This is a genomic window from Reichenbachiella sp. MSK19-1 (assembly GCF_003590315.1).
Classification (GTDB): Bacteria; Bacteroidota; Bacteroidia; order Cytophagales; family Cyclobacteriaceae; genus Reichenbachiella; species Reichenbachiella agariperforans.
In genome coordinates this window covers 206,991-226,225 of the sequence record NZ_MIER01000002.1, presented here as the reverse complement: position 1 = coordinate 226,225, position 19,235 = coordinate 206,991, and the positions used below count along the sequence as shown (strand labels likewise).

The 19,235-nt window shown below is 42.1% G+C and carries 14 protein-coding genes; 7 read left to right on the top strand and 7 right to left on the bottom strand.

Going from position 1 to position 19,235, the window contains the following annotated elements:
- Positions 1–575 precede the first annotated feature (575 nt).
- The 4 genes from BGP76_RS01015 (at position 576) to BGP76_RS01000 (ending at position 8,889) form a co-directional block, all read left to right on the top strand.
- Positions 576–4,337, top strand: a complete 3,762-nt coding sequence (locus tag BGP76_RS01015) for a two-component regulator propeller domain-containing protein (RefSeq protein ID WP_158583976.1) — start codon at positions 576–578, stop codon at positions 4,335–4,337.
- 233 nt (positions 4,338–4,570) lie between these two features.
- A complete protein-coding gene (locus BGP76_RS01010) occupies positions 4,571–6,232 on the top strand; it encodes a transglutaminase domain-containing protein (protein WP_119843294.1) in 1,662 nt (553 codons plus the stop codon).
- A gap of 86 nt (positions 6,233–6,318) precedes the next feature.
- Positions 6,319–8,382, top strand: coding sequence for a methionine--tRNA ligase (gene metG / locus BGP76_RS01005; protein ID WP_119843293.1), 2,064 nt, complete (start codon positions 6,319–6,321; stop codon positions 8,380–8,382).
- 117 nt (positions 8,383–8,499) lie between these two features.
- Positions 8,500–8,889 (top strand): response regulator, encoded by a 390-nt coding sequence (locus BGP76_RS01000; RefSeq protein WP_119843292.1) that lies wholly within the window; start codon positions 8,500–8,502, stop codon positions 8,887–8,889.
- A 275-nt stretch (positions 8,890–9,164) separates the two neighbouring features.
- Here BGP76_RS01000 and tsf read toward each other — a convergent pair whose 3' ends face one another.
- The 7 genes from tsf to BGP76_RS00965 all read right to left on the bottom strand — a co-directional run bounded on the left by tsf (position 9,165) and on the right by BGP76_RS00965 (position 14,382).
- Entirely contained in the window at positions 9,165–9,995 is an 831-nt protein-coding gene (tsf, locus tag BGP76_RS00995) for a translation elongation factor Ts (RefSeq protein ID WP_073120172.1), read from the bottom strand.
- Positions 9,996–10,131: 136 nt separating this feature from the next.
- The gene (gene rpsB / locus BGP76_RS00990) at positions 10,132–10,890 is read right to left on the bottom strand and encodes a 30S ribosomal protein S2 (RefSeq protein WP_073120174.1); all 759 of its coding nucleotides are present in this window, start codon (positions 10,888–10,890) and stop codon (positions 10,132–10,134) included.
- A gap of 36 nt (positions 10,891–10,926) precedes the next feature.
- A complete protein-coding gene (rpsI, locus tag BGP76_RS00985) occupies positions 10,927–11,313 on the bottom strand; it encodes a 30S ribosomal protein S9 (RefSeq protein ID WP_073120178.1) in 387 nt (128 codons plus the stop codon).
- Between the two features lie 5 nt (positions 11,314–11,318).
- A complete protein-coding gene (gene rplM, locus BGP76_RS00980) occupies positions 11,319–11,762 on the bottom strand; it encodes a 50S ribosomal protein L13 (protein WP_073120180.1) in 444 nt (147 codons plus the stop codon).
- Positions 11,763–11,889: 127 nt separating this feature from the next.
- Entirely contained in the window at positions 11,890–12,606 is a 717-nt protein-coding gene (locus tag BGP76_RS00975) for an RluA family pseudouridine synthase (RefSeq protein ID WP_215975956.1), read from the bottom strand.
- A gap of 45 nt (positions 12,607–12,651) precedes the next feature.
- The gene (locus tag BGP76_RS00970) at positions 12,652–13,692 is read right to left on the bottom strand and encodes a cell wall metabolism sensor histidine kinase WalK (RefSeq protein ID WP_119843291.1); all 1,041 of its coding nucleotides are present in this window, start codon (positions 13,690–13,692) and stop codon (positions 12,652–12,654) included.
- A gap of 12 nt (positions 13,693–13,704) precedes the next feature.
- Positions 13,705–14,382 carry a response regulator gene (locus tag BGP76_RS00965; RefSeq protein WP_370453770.1) on the bottom strand — a complete coding sequence of 226 codons (678 nt, stop codon included), beginning with the start codon at positions 14,380–14,382 and terminating at the stop codon, positions 13,705–13,707.
- 777 nt (positions 14,383–15,159) lie between these two features.
- Between BGP76_RS00965 and BGP76_RS00960 the strand changes: the two genes are divergently transcribed.
- From BGP76_RS00960 to BGP76_RS00950, 3 genes are all read left to right on the top strand, one after another.
- The gene (locus BGP76_RS00960; RefSeq protein WP_119843290.1) at positions 15,160–16,080 is read left to right on the top strand and encodes an ROK family protein; all 921 of its coding nucleotides are present in this window, start codon (positions 15,160–15,162) and stop codon (positions 16,078–16,080) included.
- Positions 16,081–16,135: 55 nt separating this feature from the next.
- Complete coding sequence (locus tag BGP76_RS00955; protein ID WP_119843289.1) at positions 16,136–17,368, top strand: glycoside hydrolase family 88 protein; 1,233 nt, start codon at positions 16,136–16,138, stop codon at positions 17,366–17,368.
- A 132-nt stretch (positions 17,369–17,500) separates the two neighbouring features.
- Positions 17,501–18,826, top strand: coding sequence for a sugar porter family MFS transporter (locus BGP76_RS00950; RefSeq protein ID WP_073120194.1), 1,326 nt, complete (start codon positions 17,501–17,503; stop codon positions 18,824–18,826).
- Positions 18,827–19,235: the final 409 nt, after the last annotated feature.

Here is a 19,235-nt window from a genome sequence, read left to right as displayed (position 1 = left end):
CTCGTTTCCGAACGAGGGCGGGTGGATTCCCCCAGTTATTTTGAATAGTAATACCTTGATCGATGACAGTATCGTGAAGCAGTTAGCTAACGAAATTTCAAAAAGCCGGATCCAGCTCGGTCGCATTCCCTAATGCAACCGACATCTTCTTGGCATTTATAATATCCATTGGCAGAGACCATACCCGATTTTTCTCTTCCAAATCCAAGGTACAGTTACGGTTTTCAAAACTTCCCTTTACCCTCACCCAAAGGTTGCTTTACCAGGACCCAAAGGTAAGCTAACCTATAGCTGGAGGTTAACTTACCTTTGGCTATTTGCTACTTTAAAAAAAGGAGGAGGTAAGCTTACCTTTTTGGGTATGCTCCCTTTAGCACAATCCCCAGTCACAGTCGGCTATTCTCTTTGGTTCGATTAAGCAATGAAACAACAATAACTCATAAATGATCGATGAGTTATACTGAAGAACGAATAGTAATACTTGTTATTTGCAAAAAAAGGTACATTTACCATCGACAGCATGACGAAGTGAGATGAATTACAGATTTTCAATTGGTATCAGACGAATGGTCTATATGATACTTTTTATTGGGCTAAATTTTAACGCCCTATCCCAAAACAATCGATACAATTTCCAAAAACTATCCTTAAATGAAGGCCTATCCCAAAGTACGGTTTTCTGCACGACACAGGACAAGAATGGTTTCATTTGGATCGGCACCCGTACAGGAGGCTTAAACAAATATGACGGGTATTCATTTGATCATTACATCAAAAACCCCGATGACAGCACCAGTATTAGTGGCAATGAAATCATATGCTTATTAGAGGATTCGAAAGGAAATCTCTGGGTAGGCACCAATAGTGATGGTCTAAACTCGTTTGATTATACCTCAGAAAAATTCAAGCGCTTTTACAGCGAAGGTCAATCCCCAAACACCCTAAATCAGAAGTCAATTAAAGATCTGATAGAAGATGAAAATGGGTTAATATGGATCGCAACCGAAGAGGGGCTATTCACACTGAATCCATCCGAAGAGTCATTTAGTGAAGTCTCAAATAGTCTATTAAAAACCACGCACTATGGTTTTGTGTCTGACCTTAGCCTTGGAAAAAAAGGCGAACTTATAGTAGGAGCTTCTCAAGGCTTGTTCGTCGTGGATATAAACAGTCGACTGACAAAAAAAGTATTTGACCACACGATTTTTAACCAAAGCTCGGATGACATATCGAACAGAATCAAGGACATCCTCTATGATGACAAGGGCAACATCTGGTACGGCACACACCGAAATGGACTCTACCAGATTACTGATTTTGACAACAATGAAGCGCAATTATATTCCGCAGAAGAAGGCTACAATATTTCAAGCACTTTTATCAGAACTATTGATCAAGACTCTAATGGCAACATTTGGATAGGTACTAATCAAGGGCTTAATCTTTTAAAGCATCATGAATCTGCCAATGACCAACCCGAATTCATACACATCCAAAGTAATGAGACCGATAACAAAAGTTTAAGTCAAAATTCCATCTATTGCTTTGATGAGGACAATAAGGGCAACTTTTGGATAGGAACCTGGAGTGGTGGTTTGAATTATTTGCACAACGAAAAGCAGAAGTTTGATCACTACAAGCATTTGTTTAATGTTGATTCTTCTTTGAGTAACAATTCGGTTACTAGTTTCTGTGCCAATGACAAGGGAATCTGGGTAGGCACAGCCTATGGAGGACTCAATCTTTTCGATCCCCAAAAGGGCACTTTCTCTTCCTACCAACAAAGCTCTTACGCCCACAAAGGGCTCAACAGTGACCATATGAAGGCGCTCACTATTGATGGAAAGGATAATTTTTGGATAGGAACCTACCAGGGCCTCCTGCTCTTTGATGATGACAAGGGTTCGTTTGAAACCATCTTGGATAACACTACGATCAATTGCATCACGGAGGGTAATGATAATGACATTTGGATAGGAACCAGTACACTTCTCAAGCTCGACAATGTCACCAAAAAGTATCAATCGTACCCTCATAACCCCGATAACCTTACGAGCCTTTCATCAGGAGCGATCAATTGTATATTCAAGGACTCGCAAGACAACATCTGGATAGGTACCAGCTATGGTCTCAACAAATACATCCCAAGTCTAGATCAGTTTGAACGATACATTCATGACAAGAACAACCCCAACAGTTTGAGCCATTATAACATTACCACCATCAACGAAGACTTGAATGGTAACATCTGGGTAGGTACTCTCGGTGGCCTCAATAGATTAAAAGAAGATAAAAAAAGCTTTGAACGGTATGATCAACGGCATGGACTACCTGACAACTCGATTAGCAATTTAGTCATCGATGACTCAGGTGTCTTTTGGGTGACGACTAACAAAGGCATGAGTAAAATATCATTCTCGATCGATTTCGAAAACATGTCCATCCGAAACTATGATATCTATGATGGGTTGCAAGACTATGAGTTCAGTACGAATTCATCCTATAAAGATGATCAGGGCAATATATACATAGGTGGGATCAACGGTTTTAATCATTTCGCTCCTACTGAAGTCAAAGACAATCAAGAAATCCCAAACATCATCGTGACACACTTTAAACTCGACAACAAGGAGGTCTCTATTGACGATATCAACTCGCCCCTTGACCGGCATATTTCCGAAACAGATTCCATCACACTCACACATAAACAAACGGATATTATATTCGAATTCGTAGCACTGAACTACACCTCTCCAGAAAAAAACCAATACGCCTACATGATGGAGGGGTATGATAGTGAATGGAAACAATCAGGCAATCGTCGACAAGCCTATTATACAAACCTACCCTCAGGCCAATACACGTTTAGAGTAAAAGGCTCCAACAATGACAACATATGGAATGAAAAAGGAGCCTCAATATACCTGAACATCCTCCCTGCTTGGTACAACACGTGGTGGTTTAGAACCATCGTCATCCTGATCATAGTCTCCTCCATTATATATTTCAATATATGGAAATCCAAAAAACACAAAAAGGACAAAGAGAAGCTTAATGATCAAATCAACAATGCCACCAAGCAAGTCATTGCTCAAAACGCCGAACTAGAGACACAAAAAAACAGTCTACTAAAAGCGGTTAGTGAAATCAATTTGGTCGTATCCGAGGCGGTAGAGTCTGGCAATTTCAAAGCGAGAATCAACCTAGACGGCATGGATGGCGAATGGAAAAATCTCGGAGTATCTGTCAACAAAATGTTTGAGTCAGTACTCAAGCCATTTTCTGAAATCAATCGAATCGTTGACGGCATGGCTTCTGGGGATTTATCCAAAAGGTATACAGATGAGGCAAAAGGTGACGTGGCACTGCTTTCGACGAATCTGAATTCAGCTTTAGACTCCCTGTCCGATCTGCTTTCTAATCTTAAAGAGCAAATAGCTTCGATAGGGAGCTCGACAGATGACATGACCCATACCACCGAAGAAATCAATAATAGCACCAGCGAAATAGCATCTGCCATTGCTCAAATGAGTAGTGGAGCACAGCAGCAAGTGGCGAATGTGGATCAATCATCAAACATCATAGAAGGAATATTGAAGTTTTCTAGTGACATGAAAAGACAAGCCTTTGAAATCAATGAAGCTACGAAAATAGGGGTTGAAAAGAGTCAGGCAGGTATGCAACAAATGGGCACACTGGACACCCAAATGAAGGACATACTATCTTACTCCGCAGAAACAACAGAAGCTATAAAAATCCTAACACAAAGATCAAATGACATCAATGCCGTCCTAAGAATTATAGAAGATGTCGCGTCACAAACCAACCTTCTAGCGCTCAATGCCGCCATAGAAGCTGCGCAAGCAGGTGATGCGGGGAGAGGTTTTGCCGTCGTAGCTGAGGAAATCAGAAAACTAGCAGAAGATTCGAAAGTGTCAACTTCCAAAATCCAAAAACTTATTTCAGGTGTACAAACGGTCACCTCTTCTACAGCCTCGCTCGTCTCCAAAATGAGTTCAAGAATTACAGAAGGAAGTGAGGCCACCAAACACTCACTTTCTGCTTTCCAAGACATTTCAACAGGGTATGAAGACACCTTAAAAAAATCTGAAAATATCGTCACCGCTACCAATCAGCAAACAAATGACCTAGGCAATGTGGTAAATATGATGGACGAAATAGTAGTGATAGCAGAAGAAACTGCAGCAGGTACTGAACAAACCGCCAGCTCGGCGACTCAACTTTCGGCGGGTATGGAAAACCACCTACAAAAAAGCAAAGAAGTGTCCTCCATCACCTATGTCCTACGTTCAGAAGTCGACAAGTTCAAACTGTAGCCTTCTCCTTCACTTAAAGCTGTCTTATAGCCTCTACATGGTCACCACCAGACAAATGGTCACTTTATTCCTTTGGCTGGTGGTGACCTTACGTTTTGGTTTCATTCAGTCACATTCCAAACACCATCTTCGATCAGCATCATCAAGCAGTTGGCTAACAAAATTTCAAAAAGCCGAGCGCCTAAGCTTAGCATTTTTCTTATCTTGTCGCCTTATCAATCCTCCCGTATTTGATGAAAGCATATTGCCTCCTTAGTCTATTTTTTCTTGCCCTCATACAGCCACTGGCTGCACAGATCCACACCTATACAGTCGACCTGAACAACACATCTGTCGGCTCTTACCAAACGAGCGTTCACATCGCTGACACCATCCACACCACGCAGCAGCTGCAGCTCAGCTTCGTCACCCTACAAGACAGCACCTCTATCTTCATCCAGACCCGCTATCAAGAAGACGCCATAGGTCAGCTACTATCCGCCACCAACGACATCAGCCTATCACCAGGAGATACGATTCACTCCACCTACTCGAACGACTCATTGATCACATCACTCGGTGATTCGAGTTACTTTCAGATGGTTTTGGGACCATACGGGACACAAAAAGTCAGTCAGAGCACACTCCATCATCTCCAAGACAGTATTAGGTTCCGTACCTACTCACCAGACCTCCATCAGGTCGTCACTGTATTCAGAACGCTAACCGACACCAAGGTCATTCGTGCCCAAAAATACTGGGTCATCCATGACTCCATCGCCCAACTGCCAGCTGTAGAGAGCCTCTACGATTTGGACTTCCAATGCTACGCCTCTCAACAGGCTGCGCCATTCGGCAAAATGGAAATACGTCCAACGAAAAAAACCGTACATACTTCTCCCCTTCTATCCCTACAAGATGACCAAAAAATCATTTCGTCCAACATCTGGCTACCCGATCCAAAAAACATCAATGCCATCCAACTCCTCATCACCACGACTGCCGGCGATACCCTAGAGACCAGCATGGCAGACAATCAGTTCTACCCACTCCCTACAGACAGCCTAGAACTAGCCCACTGTACCGAGTCTACACCCTGGATCAACAAGGACAATTTAGACTTGTTTTACATCGCCGATTCGCTATCACGAGACCTAGCTTCCTCATTAGAAATGGCACAGGCGCTAACTCTCTATTGCCGTAGAACAGCCCCAAAGTACCCCGCCCTAGCCCTCATCAGACTGGCGAGATCCATCGACCTCCCAGCACGCATCGTACATGGCTACTATTACCAATACGGCTATTGGGTCAGCGCGCTTTGGACAGAAATCGGGATCGACGAAGAGTGGCAAATCTTCAATCCCAACAGCCATAGCCCTATCAATCCCAGCCTATACCTACCTATGGTCAAGAGCGACCTACATGATGGGCTTGCCCCACTATTTCTGCATCCCAAAATCGCTGCAATACAAACCACCAACTATCTGCGCAATGGAAACCCTATGTCATCCTTCGAAAGTGAGGAGAAACAAAAAGACACGCACTACGAAAACCTGGGACTGGGACTATCATTTGACATCCCCAAAAAGTACACCCTCACCGAAGACACCACGGTCAAAATCAGTCCTCTACTCCTAGAGCTAAAAAACGACACACACCATATCACGCTGAACTATATCACGCCTACAGTCCTGTCCGAACAATGGATCGCGCAATACCTACTACAGCACACAGGGCAGCTGGATATATCACGTAACAAATACCTAAACTCGAACAATTATCAGGCTATTTCAGAGACCAAAGCGATACTCGTTATACCGCAAGGCGGCAGTGTTTTCATTTGGAAGTTTGAAGGGACTCAACCCGAAAACATGATTGATGCGATCTGCAAGAAGAACCTATTGATAAAAAACTAAATCTTGTCTCACGCCAGCTTAGAACTTCTAGTATTTTCAGCTCCATAACTTTCTAATCTTTCTATCTTTGTCGAAAAAACGGACACGTGCAAAAAGATTACAAAAGATACACCATTACTTCAGCCCTACCCTATGCGAACGGCCCGCTACACATCGGTCATATCGCAGGAGCGTATTTACCTGCCGATATCTATGTGCGCTTTCTTCGCGCCAGAGGCAAAGAAGTGACCTACGTATGTGGCAGTGACGAACATGGTGCTGCGATCACGCTACGTGCCAAAAAAGAAGGAACTACCCCACAGGCCATCATTGACAAGTATCATCAGATCAATAAAGATACTTTTGAGAAATTCGGGATTGACTTTGACATCTATCACCGCACTTCATCACCGATTCATCATGAGACCTCACAGGAATTCTTCACCAATCTCCATGACAAAGGAGAGTTCGTCGAGAAGCAATCAGAGCAATTCTATGACGAAGAATACAACCAATTCCTCGCAGATCGATACGTCACCGGGACATGTCCTAACTGTGCCTATGATGCCGCCTACGGAGACCAGTGCGAAAAATGTGGCACCTCTCACAACTCCACCGACCTTATCAACCCAAAGTCTACACTGAGTGGCAAAACACCTATCTTAAAATCTACCAAGCACTGGTATCTGCCGCTAGACAAATATCAGCCATGGCTCGAAAGATGGCTCATAGAAGGCAAACAAGGACAATGGAAACCCAACGTCTACGGGCAGTGTAGTTCTTGGCTCAAAGCAGGCCTACAGCCTCGTGCCATGACCAGAGACCTAGACTGGGGAGTAGATGTACCGCTACCTGATGCAGAAGGCAAAAAACTATACGTATGGCTCGATGCGCCTATCGGGTACATCTCTGCGACCAAAGCTTGGGCCGCAGAAAAAGGAAAAAACTGGGAAGACTACTGGAAGACACAGAAGAAAAAAGAAGATGAATCATGTTTGATTCACTTCATCGGCAAGGACAACATCGTCTTTCACTGTATCATATTTCCTGCGATCCTACATGCGCACGGTGACTACATCTTACCACAGAATGTACCTGCCAATGAGTTCTTGAACCTAGAAGGAGAGAAAATCTCTACGTCTCGCAACTGGGCTGTCTGGCTACACGAGTATCTCGAGGATTTCCCCGAGAAGGAAGATGTACTCAGATACGTATTGTGTTCTAATGCCCCAGAATCCAAAGACAATGACTTTACTTGGAAAGACTTCCAGGCCAGAAACAACAATGAATTAGTCGCTATCTATGGCAATTTCGTCAATAGAGCGGTAGTACTAACGCACAAATACTTCGACGGAAAACTACCCAAACTCGGCGCATTAGAAGCTGTCGACAAAGAGGTATTGATAGAACTAGCTGAGTTCCCATCGAGAATATCCGAGAGCATCGACAAGTTCAGATTCCGCGAAGCACTCGCACACCTCATGGACTTGGCCCGCCTAGGGAATAAATACCTCGCTGAGACCGAGCCGTGGAAACTCATCAAAACCAACGAGAAAAGAACTGGCAGCATATTGAATATAGCCCTGCAGATCGCAGCAAATCTTTCTATTCTATCAAGCCCATTCTTACCTCGTACTTCAGACAAACTGTCTCAGATGATCAATCTGGGAGATTTTACATGGGCGGATGCCGGTAGGTCAGATTTGCTATTCAGCGGCCAAAACATCGAAGCAGCTAGTCTGCTATTTGAAAAAATAGAAGACGAAGCAGTAGAAGCTCAAATTGACAAATTAGAAAAATCAAAACCCGTGCAACAAACAGTAGAAGACGTAGAGCCACAAAAAGCAGAAGCAGTATTCGAAGACTTCCTCAAAATGGACATGAGAGTAGGCACCATCCTAGAAGCGCAGAAAGTACCCAAATCGAGCAAATTATTACAGTTCAAGGTAGATACAGGGATCGATACGCGAACGATCCTAAGCGGTATCGCTAAGCACTTTACTCCAGAAGAAATGATCGGTCAGCAGGTAACTATTCTAGCCAACCTAGCACCCAGAAAAATCATGGGCGTAGAATCACAAGGAATGATTCTCATGGCAGAAGATGCTGATGGAAAACTAAGACTCGTCCAGCCCAATGAAAAGGTTCAAAACGGCTCACAAATAAGCTAAAAACTAATACTCAATCCCTGAGATCGTCTTCTTTCCTATACGATCTCAGGATTTGATAAATAAAATATATCTTTAAACCTTAAACACCTATATTCTAGTGGCGAGTAAAGATTAACTATGGCTGATAAGAAAGACATTACTGTATTGTACGTAGATGACGAAGAGCTAAACTTATTTCTATTTGAAAAAAGCTTTGAGTCTATCTATGACGTTGTGACTGCACTATCTGGAGTAGAAGGTCTACAGAAATTAGAAGCGCATCATGACAAAATTATCGTCGTGATCAGCGACATGCGAATGCCCAATATGAACGGTATCCGGTTCATCACACAGGCCAAAGAAAAATTCAAAAACATCGCTTACTTTATCCTAACAGCATTTGACTACAACGAAGAGATAGAAAAGGCTCTCGACGAAAAACTCATCCACCGCTTCTTCACCAAACCATTTGATATCGCAGAAATTCAAGAAGCAGTAGAAGAAGCCCTTTCAGAACTCGACCTGTAAGCCTCTTCAGGCTGATCCTTATTACTGGGAAAGATCGAAGATTATTTCGTGATTCAAATATTCGAAACCTACCTGATTCGGCTAGACATGTTTGTTGTTGCCTTTGCGAAAGTAACCTTCTAAAAAGCCATTGGGATAACGGTTGAAATAATAAATACCACGTTGCTCTCCCAAATCCCACAGGCTGATCCCGCATTCAGCTCATTCCTTTAAACATAAAAAGCCACCTGTATAAATACAGATGGCCATGTAATCAACTTCAATTATCTTATAAATTAACCGATAGAGATTCTCTTGAAATCTACTACTGTCAACCCTTTGCTCACACCATCAAGATACTGAGCAATAGACTGCTTGTTATCCTTTACGAATGCTTGTGGCAACAAAGTATTCTCTTTGTAGAACTTGTTCAATTTACCTAGAGCAATCTTCTCTAGCATCTCCTCAGGCTTACCTTCTTGTCTTGCCTGATCTTTTCCGATCTCAATTTCCTTCTCTACTACAGTAGAATCAACACCGTCTTTATCAACCGCTACAGGGTTCATAGCAGCAATTTGCATCGCTACATCTTTACCTGCCTCAGTCACATCTTTACCACCTGTGTTTTTCAAAGAAACAAGAACACCTAGTTTGCTACCCGCGTGAACGTAAGGAACGATTGCCTCACCTTCCATCACTTCATAAGCAATGATATCCATTTTCTCACCGATTTTACCGATCATGTCGATGATTCTATCACCAAAAGTATCATCACCAGACTTCAATGCTTTCAACCCTGCTGCATCAGCTGGCTTGTTTTCGAAAGCTGCAGTCGCTAGATCATTCCCTAACTTCATGAACTCTTCGTTCTTAGCTACAAAGTCGGTCTCACATGAAAATGCTACCACTACTCCAGTAGTATGGTCAGCGTTTGTTTTCACGAATACAACACCTTCGTTGGTCTCTCTGTCTGCTCTAGATGCAGACACCTTTTGCCCTTTTTTTCTAAGCAATTCGATTGCTGTATCAAAATCACCTTCAGCTTCAACCAAAGCCTTTTTACAATCCATCATACCAGCTCCAGTCATCTGACGTAGCTTGTTTACTTCTTGTGCAGTAATTGCCATTTGTAATATCGTTTATGTTTTTTTACTTCTATTTCTATAATCCCACTGAAAAATCAAACGGGTCTAAACAAAAATTGAATCCCATCAGTTTGGGATTCAATTCTTATATTTTTGATACTATTTCAAAATAGTATGATTACTCTCCTTTTTTGTCAGCGTGAGCTTTCGCTTCTGCCTCCTCTTTCTGCTTCGCCTCGTCCTTGTCTTTCTTTCTCTCTGCTAGAGACTCTTCCAACTCTTTACCAATGTGACTTACGATCAATTGGATAGATTTGAAAGCATCATCATTCGCAGGGATTGGAAAATCAACCTGATTCGGGTCAGAGTTAGTATCCACCATAGCAAATACAGGGATATTCAACTTCTGTGCTTCTTTGATCGCGATATGCTCTCTTTTGATGTCTACTACGAATAGTGCAGCTGGTAGTCTTGTCAAGTCAGCGATTCCACCGAGGATTCTTTCTAGCTTCACTTTCTCTCTGCTGATCATCAACTTCTCTCTCTTCGCCAAGTTTTTGAAAGCATCATCTTTCAACATCTTGTCCATCGAAGACATTTTCTTCAACGATTTTCTAATCGTTGCGAAGTTAGTCAACATACCACCTAACCATCTATCAGTGACGTAAGGCATTCTTAATCTCTTAGCTTCTTCAGAAACGATTTCTCTCGCTTGCTTTTTAGTCGCAACGAACATTACTTTTCGTCCTGATTTCACTATCTGCTTGAGTGCATTTGATGCTTCTTCGAGGCAATCAAGCGATTTATGTAGATCGATAATATGGATACCATTCTTCTCCATGAAGATGTATGGTGCCATTTTAGGATCCCACTTTCTCGTCAAGTGTCCGAAGTGGACACCAGCATCAAGTAAGTCTTTGTGCTGTAGTTTAGCCATTAAAGTTTACTTAATAATATATAAATATAAATTGTATTAACGCTTACTGAACTGGAACGCTCTTCTCGCCTTTCTTCTACCTGGCTTCTTACGCTCGACCATTCTAGGATCTCTTGTCAAGAATCCTTCTTTCTTCAAAGGAGGTCTGTGTTCAGGGTTGATTTCTACCAATGCTCTAGAGATCGCCAATCTGATACCTTCAGCTTGACCTTTCATTCCTCCTCCAGCAACATTAATATTCAAATCATAATTACCGTCTTCTTCCAGCAAAACCAATGGTTGCTTAACGATAGTTTGATAAATTTCAAAAGGGAAATACTCTTTGATGTCCCTGTTGTTGATCTTAACATCTCCTTTACCTGCTGACATATACAGTCTAGCTACAGATGTTTTTCTTCTACCAATGGTGTTAGTTACTTCCATTCAGATTAAAGTTTTATCTCTTTAGGAGTTTGTGCTTCGTGCTTGTGCTCTCCCCCTTCGTATACGTATAAATTATTGAACAAAGCTCTACCCAGTCTGTTCTTTGGTAGCATGCCTCTTACGGCTCTTTCTACCAAGATAGTAGAAGACTTTGCCTTCACTTGATTAGGGGTTTGAACTCTTTGACCTCCTGGGTAACCAGTATGCGAGACGTATTTTTTATCCGTCCACTTCTTTCCTGTCATTTTCACCTTGTCTGAGTTCACAACGATTACGTTGTCTCCACAGTCCACGTTAGGTGTAAAACCAGGTTTGTGCTTTCCTCTGATCATTTTAGCAATCTCACTTGCTAACCTTCCCAATACTTTTCCTTCAGCGTCAACCACTACCCATTGCTTGTCAGCTGTAGCTTTATTGGTGATTGCTGTCTTATAACTTATTGAATCCACTTTTCTATTGATTTTATAGTCAAAATCCTACTGCCCTCAAAAAGGGACACAAAAATAGAAATTTTGTTGACAAAAAACAAAGCAGAGTTCAAAAATTAAAGCAGTACCTTCATATTTCTCTCTGGGATCACCCAAATTTCTCAATCTTGCTGATTATCATGCTCAAATCCTTAGGATAATCGCATGAAACCTCGATCGCTTGACCATCAAATGGATTGATTTCAAGACTAAATGCGTGCAAGGCTACTCGATCAAACAGAGGTCTTTCTTCTTTCCCTTCTGCGAGTTTATATTTTTTCTTGATTGCCGACAAAAACACTGGTTTGCCACCATAGTAAGTGTCTCCACAAATCGGAAAGCCTAGATAAGCCAAATGCACTCTAATCTGATGACGTCTACCTGAGACAGGCTTAGCCTCCACCAAAGTATAATTCCCTAAGTATGCCTTGGGTCGGAATCGAGTCAGTGCTTCTTTTCCCTGACGTGGGTCTGTTTTGACTCGGCCTGAGCCAGCTATTTTGAGTGGTATATCGACCTGTATCGTCTCATCCATAAACCGCCCCTCTACCAGCGCATGGTATACCTTCTCTACATCTCTAGACTCGAACTTCATAGCTGCCGCGCGATAGGCTGCTTCATTCTTGGCTAGGAGTAGTGCACCACTGGTTTCTTTATCCAATCGATGACATACAGTAATCTCAGGATAATGCTCACGAAATAGAGACAAGACATTGTAATCATCGTTTCGATCCTCCAAGGTAGAAATGGACGCAGGTTTATTGATCACCAAATAATGGTCATCTTCATATACTATCAGATCTGGAATATTAATTTTCTTCAGCACTAGTCTTCTTTTCGGCAAAGAAAACCAAAGAAATTGAAATGGCGACTATTGCGCAATATACTTATCTAGCTCAAAACTAAACTCTGATCCTTCTCCAGGTGTGCTTTTCACATGAATATCACTATCATGAGCCTCCACGATGTGCTTCACAATAGACAACCCTAGTCCTGTTCCTCCAATCGCACGTGCACGACTTTTATCTACTCTATAGAAGCGTTCAAAGATTCGATTGAGGTGTTCGGGAGGAATGCCAATCCCTGTATCCTTGACAATGACCTGCTGACGCTTCCCTAAGTCTACCACAGACACTTCTACTACCCCTCCTTCATCCGAGTACTTGATGGCATTGGTGATAAGGTTAACCAACACCTGATAGATACGTTGCTCATCGGCTTTTACTTTGATGATCTCATCACGCTCATGATTCATCTTAAGTGTAATATCTGTCTTCTGAGCATTATTTTCCATCTGATCAAAGATCTCAAAAATCATCTCGCACAGATTCACTGGCTCCAGATGCATGGTAATATCTCCAGCCTCCATGTGAGAGACGGTTAGCAAATCTTGCACGAGCATGTCCAAACCGTCTAAGTTCTTAGCCGCTCGCTTGAGGAATTTCATCCGATTCTTCTTATCATCGATAGCTCCGTCCAGTAGCGTATGGACAAAACCTTGCGCAGCGAAAATGGGTGTCTTCAATTCATGAGAAACATCAGCCAAAAACTGCCGTCTAAATTTCGCTAGCTGCTTTAGTTCTTCAATCTCGCTCTGCTTACCGTGTGCATAAGCATAGATCTCTTCATGGATTTGAATGATAGAGCTATGTCCGTATTTCTTATTAGGCTCTAATTGGGATAAATCATTGGCTCTGATCTGCTCAAACATATTGTAGATGCTTCGGAGCTCTTTGAAAAACAAGAATTCCAAAACAATATTGATCAAGATATATCCTGTACCAAACGAAATGAAGAATACGAGCCAGTATGCGTAGTTAGGAATATCAGGCAACAGCATCAAACTACCTAAAACAATGGCAGCAATACACCCTGACAAAATAAGAGATAATCCCCTAGAGTTTAATAACATATTAGTTTACGATCACTCAGCATCAAACTTATACCCTACCCCTTTGATAGTAGCGATATAGCCATCACCAATTTTTTCTCTCACCTTTCGCACATGAACATCTACTGTCCGTGCCAAAACATAGACATCCGTACCCCATATATTATAAAGAAGCTCATCTCTACTAAAAACTTTGCCTGGATGCTGAGCTAAAAAATATAGTAATTCAAATTCTTTTTTTGGCAATGAGAACTCCTCATCATTACGCTTGACCGTATAGCTTTGTTTGTCGATATGCAAATCTCCAGCAGTGACCTTTTCCTCTTGATCAACTTCTTTCTTGGATCGCCTAAATATCGCATTGATTCGACTCATCAAAGCGCGTGGCTTAATAGGCTTTGTCAAATAATCATCTGCACCATTTTCAAAAGCAGCTACCTCAGAATATTCTTCTACACGAGCCGTCAAGAAAATAATAAAACTATTCGCTAATTCTTTGAATTCACGGAGCTGACGACAGGTCTCTACTCCATCCTGTCCTGGCATCATGATATCCAACAGAATCAAATCAGGCACAAAGGTCTTAGCAATTCTCACTGCCTCCATACCATTCTCAGCCACTTCTACTTGATACCCTTCCTTCTCTAGATTGTATTTCAGCAAATCCAAAATATCAATCTCATCATCTACAACCAGTATTTTTTTATTCACAGACATGTTTATTATACCTATTAATTGGTATTAATCTAAGATTAAATACCCCTCAAAACTTATACTTTTTATTCAATTACCGACCAAAAAAGGCAAGTAGTAACAAAATAGTAACATTATGGAAATATACCAATAGTATTTTGTTAGTGAGGTAAAACATAAGGCAAAACATTTTGAGCATTTATTCCAATAGGATTAAATAGGAATTACTGGAAAAATAAGCTTTCTAATATTAACTAACCCACTATGGAATGAAAGCACCATAGATTTAGGGAAAAATGAAATTCTCTACATTCCGAATCAAGACCTTAGATCGATAGGCACTAGATACTAGTATCCTATTGAAATTGATAGAAGCTAAAGCGAGATGTACTAAAGTCCATGGTTTTAACTCCAACTGTGACCAATAAAAATAAAACCATTGAACTACGATATGCTTAATCGTTTAAAATACAAGCAAACAACACAATTCTATCCATATAAAATCACAATATGACTCATGATTTATGCTCTATGAATCATGAGTCATAGCCCTCTCAAGCATTTTATTCGATCATTGTAAAGCAATCTTAGGTTGTGTTCAAGTGTTTCAATTCATCACTTCACTACAACTCTAGCTTGCAGCAAAAGATGACTTTGGAGTGACTAAAATATACTTCTATCGAAATAATTTTTCGTTTAGAGATTCACATCACCCATGTCTAGCCGTTCATTACCGACTACAAACCAGATGAACATTTGCTAATTAAATAGATTAGAATCATTAAGCTCCCAAACATGGAAGAAGGAATACTGTGGGGAATCGATCTGGGTGGCACCAAAATAGAAGGGGTAATACTCGATCAGTACAACGACAACAAAGTACTCTATCGAGAACGAGTACCTACTGAAGCCTCCAAGGGCTACCCACATATACTCAATCAAGTCAAAAAACTGGTGGATTCGATGGTAGCACATCATGGCTGTAGACCTACTCGTCTAGGTGTCGGCACTCCAGGTACAATGAATCGACACAGTGGCTTGATGAAAAATTGCAATGCTACAGCCATCAATGGGCAGCCCATGCAAAAAGACCTCACAAATCTACTGGGAATAGAGGTCAAAATGGCCAATGATGCCAACTGCTTTGCTTTGGCAGAAGCAAAATTGGGAGTGGTCAAACATCATTATCCCGACGCTCAAGTAGTATTTGGAGTCATATTGGGCACTGGAGTAGGCGGTGGATTGGTCATCAATGGACACATCATCAATGGACACCATGGTATCGGAGGAGAATGGGGGCACAATTTGTTGTCTGGCATAGAGGGCCGCCCGTGCTTTTGTGGCAAAGAAGGAGACAACGAAAGCATACTATCAGGCCCATCGCTCGAATGGTACTATCACCAAAAAACAGGAACGCAAAAGCCTCTCAAAGAAATCATCGAACGAGCTAGAGCAAAAACTGACTCAGTCGCTATAGATACACTCGACAGACTGACCGATGGATTTGCCCGAGCAATCAGTGTGGTCATCAACATCGTGGATCCTGATGTAATCGTGATAGGCGGAGGTGTAGGCAACATAGACGAGATCTATACAACGGGAGCATCTCGCATCCCTGCGTATGTTTTCAATCACGAATTTCAAGCTCCAATAGTCAAACCTGCACTGGGAGACAGTGCAGGCGTATTTGGTGCCGCATTTTTAATCGAAGAATAAATCAACACAGAGGTTCTTGATAGCAAAAGGCCACAAGAAGAAATAAATAATTATCATGAAAAATTCCATTTTGATCGTTGTCCTCGCTGGACTACTTGGCCTGGGATGCCAACAAAAGCAAAAAGAAGTATTCAACGTCGATCAGCAACTCGACTACTGCGTGGCACAAGCCAAAAAAACACTCCAACAGTTGCCCAACGACTCGGCTTCTATCCCTAGAAACATCCCACACGACAGTGATGAATGGACATTGGTCAAATACAGAGACTGGACCAGCGGATTTTGGCCTGGTACGCTTTGGTACCTCTACGAATACACAGGAGATACTGAATTGAAAAACGCTGCAGATCAATTCACCATGTATCTAGAACCTCTATCTGTAGAATCTGCCACGGATCACGACCTTGGATTTCAAGTATACAACAGTGCAGGCAACGGCTATAGACTGACGCAAAACCCTGAGTACAAAGAAATGATCCTAAAAGCCTCCGACACACTGGCTACATTGTACAATCCAGTTGTAGGCACCATACTATCTTGGCCTGTCAAAACTGAGTATCCTCACAATACGATCATAGACAACATGATCAATCTAGAGATGCTTTCATGGGCTGCAAAAAATGGTGGTACAGATTCGCTTAAAAACATCGCTGAGACACATGCCGACAAAACGATGAACAACCACTTCAGAGATGACTATTCGGCGTATCATGTAGTAATCTACGATACCATCAACGGTAACAAAATCAAAGGCATCACACACCAAGGCTATGCCGACCATACCATGTGGGCCAGAGGACAAGGCTGGGCAGTATACGGGTACACGATGATGTACCGCGAGACCAAGAATCCAGAATACTTGAAAACAGCACACCAAACAGCCCGTGTATATTTGGATAGACTACCCGAAGATTTGATCCCCTACTGGGACTTTGACGCACCCAATATCCCCAACGAGCCAAGAGATGCATCTGCCGCCGCCTTGGTCGCCTCTGCCCTATTGGAACTGTCCAAATACAGCGATGAAGAACTGGCACAAGAATATGTAAGCAAAGCCACTGCAATGCTAGAGGAATTGTCCACCAACTACCAAAGTGGCAACAAAAACTCGGCTTTCTTGCTCCACTCCACCGGACATATGCCCAACGGCTCTGAAATAGACGCATCTATCATCTATGCAGACTACTATTATGTAGAAGCCTTGCTGAGGCTAAAAAAATTGCAACAGGGAGAACCAGTAGTCAATTCTGTATTGGCCAGTTTCGAGCCAGAGCAGAACAAGTCATAATCACAGCAACAATTTTTTCGCCCAATATACAGAACCGACAATTGTCCAAAACCCAAACGTGGGATTCGGACAATGAACCGGGGATGGAATGTTGGTTCTGAATGGGTGAAAACCTGACAACAACAAGACAAGATGAACAAAAGACTAATATATTATGCAATCGTAGTAGCCATGGCCGGATTTCTATTCGGTTTTGATACCGTGGTGATATCGGGAGCCAATCTCCCCATCAAAGAGCTATGGCAAACCTCCGAATGGTTTCATGGCACATTCATCATGTCCATGGCACTCTGGGGCACCGTGATAGGTGCTTTGTTTGCGGGTTTTCCTACGGACAAATACGGACGAAAGAATACCCTAATCGGTATCGGTGTTTTGTATTTTGTTTCGGCAATCGGATCAGCACTCGCACAGGATCCATACCTCTTCTCATTTTTTAGATTTGTCGGTGGATTAGGTGTTGGTGTTTCCTCTATCGCCGCTCCTACGTATATTTCTGAAATAGCCTCAGCGAACAACCGGGGCAAATTAGGTGCTCTCTACCAATTCAATATCGTCTTTGGTATTTTGATTGCCTTCATCTCCAACTACCTGCTCGAAGGAGTCGGTGGAGCCAACGACTGGCGTTGGATGCTCGGTGTAGAAGGTATCCCTGCCTTGATCTATATGCTCTTGGTATTTGGGATTCCCAAAAGCCCAAGGTGGCTCGTCCTGCACCAAAACAACAAAGAAGCAGCGATGGAAGTACTTCAAAAAACATCTAGCCTTGAAGAAGCACAAAACATATTGGAAGACATCGTCGCAGATCAGCAGCCTGTAGGTAGCAAAAGAGAACAGGTTTTCTCCAAAAAATACCGTGTTCCACTCTTACTGGCCTTCTTGATTGCGTTCTTTAATCAACTCTCTGGTATCAACTTCATCCTCTACTATGCACCAGAGATTTTAGAAAAAGCAGGATTTGCTACTTCAGACTCCTTGTTTAGTTCCATCGCCATTGGCTTAGTCAACCTCGTATTCACCATTGCTGGGATGTATCTTATCGACAGAGCAGGCAGAAAACAGCTGATGTACATTGGATCGATAGGCTACATCATCAGTCTATTCATGGTAGCTTTTGGCTTTTATACAGATGCGTCGGCAGGGTTCAAACTTGCCTTCATTCTGATGTTTATTTCCTCACATGCCATTGGACAAGGTGCCGTGATCTGGGTATTCATTTCCGAAATATTCCCCAACAATGTACGTGCTTTCGGTCAATCTTGGGGCTGTGGTGTACACTGGGTATTTGCCGCTCTCATCACCCTATTTGGTGCCGTATTGATCAATGTATTTGAACCATTTGTGGTCTTTGCCTTCTTTGGTGGTTTGATGGTACTCCAACTGTTCTTTGTGCATCTGATGATGCCTGAGACCAAAGGAAAGTCACTAGAAGAATTGGAAAAAGAACTGATAAAATAACCTATACCTTGAGTTTCTTCCTTGTAGTAAGTAATGTTTTTAACTGTTGATTTATTGGTAATAAGTTTAGTAAATAGTAAATAAAGTTCGAGGGTCTAAGGTTATTTGAGGCTATTTCTCATCCGAGAAATAGCCTCTTTATTTTTGACACCCACCCATTTTATCTCTGGGATCAGATGTCAGCATAGTAGAAATATAAATCTTCAAAGGCTGGCTTTCGAAAGCAGACTTCCCATTTCATGAGCAGTCTGATGCATCGACTGCTTCAGCAAAAGCACTCTACTATCATCCCCCATGCTAACAGGATGCGCTATTGCATCAGAAAAACAAAAAGCCATACAAAAACAGCGTCTGTATGGCTTGATAAACTTTATTAGCTCTCCTTAAGTAACCTACTTCTAAGTTGAAA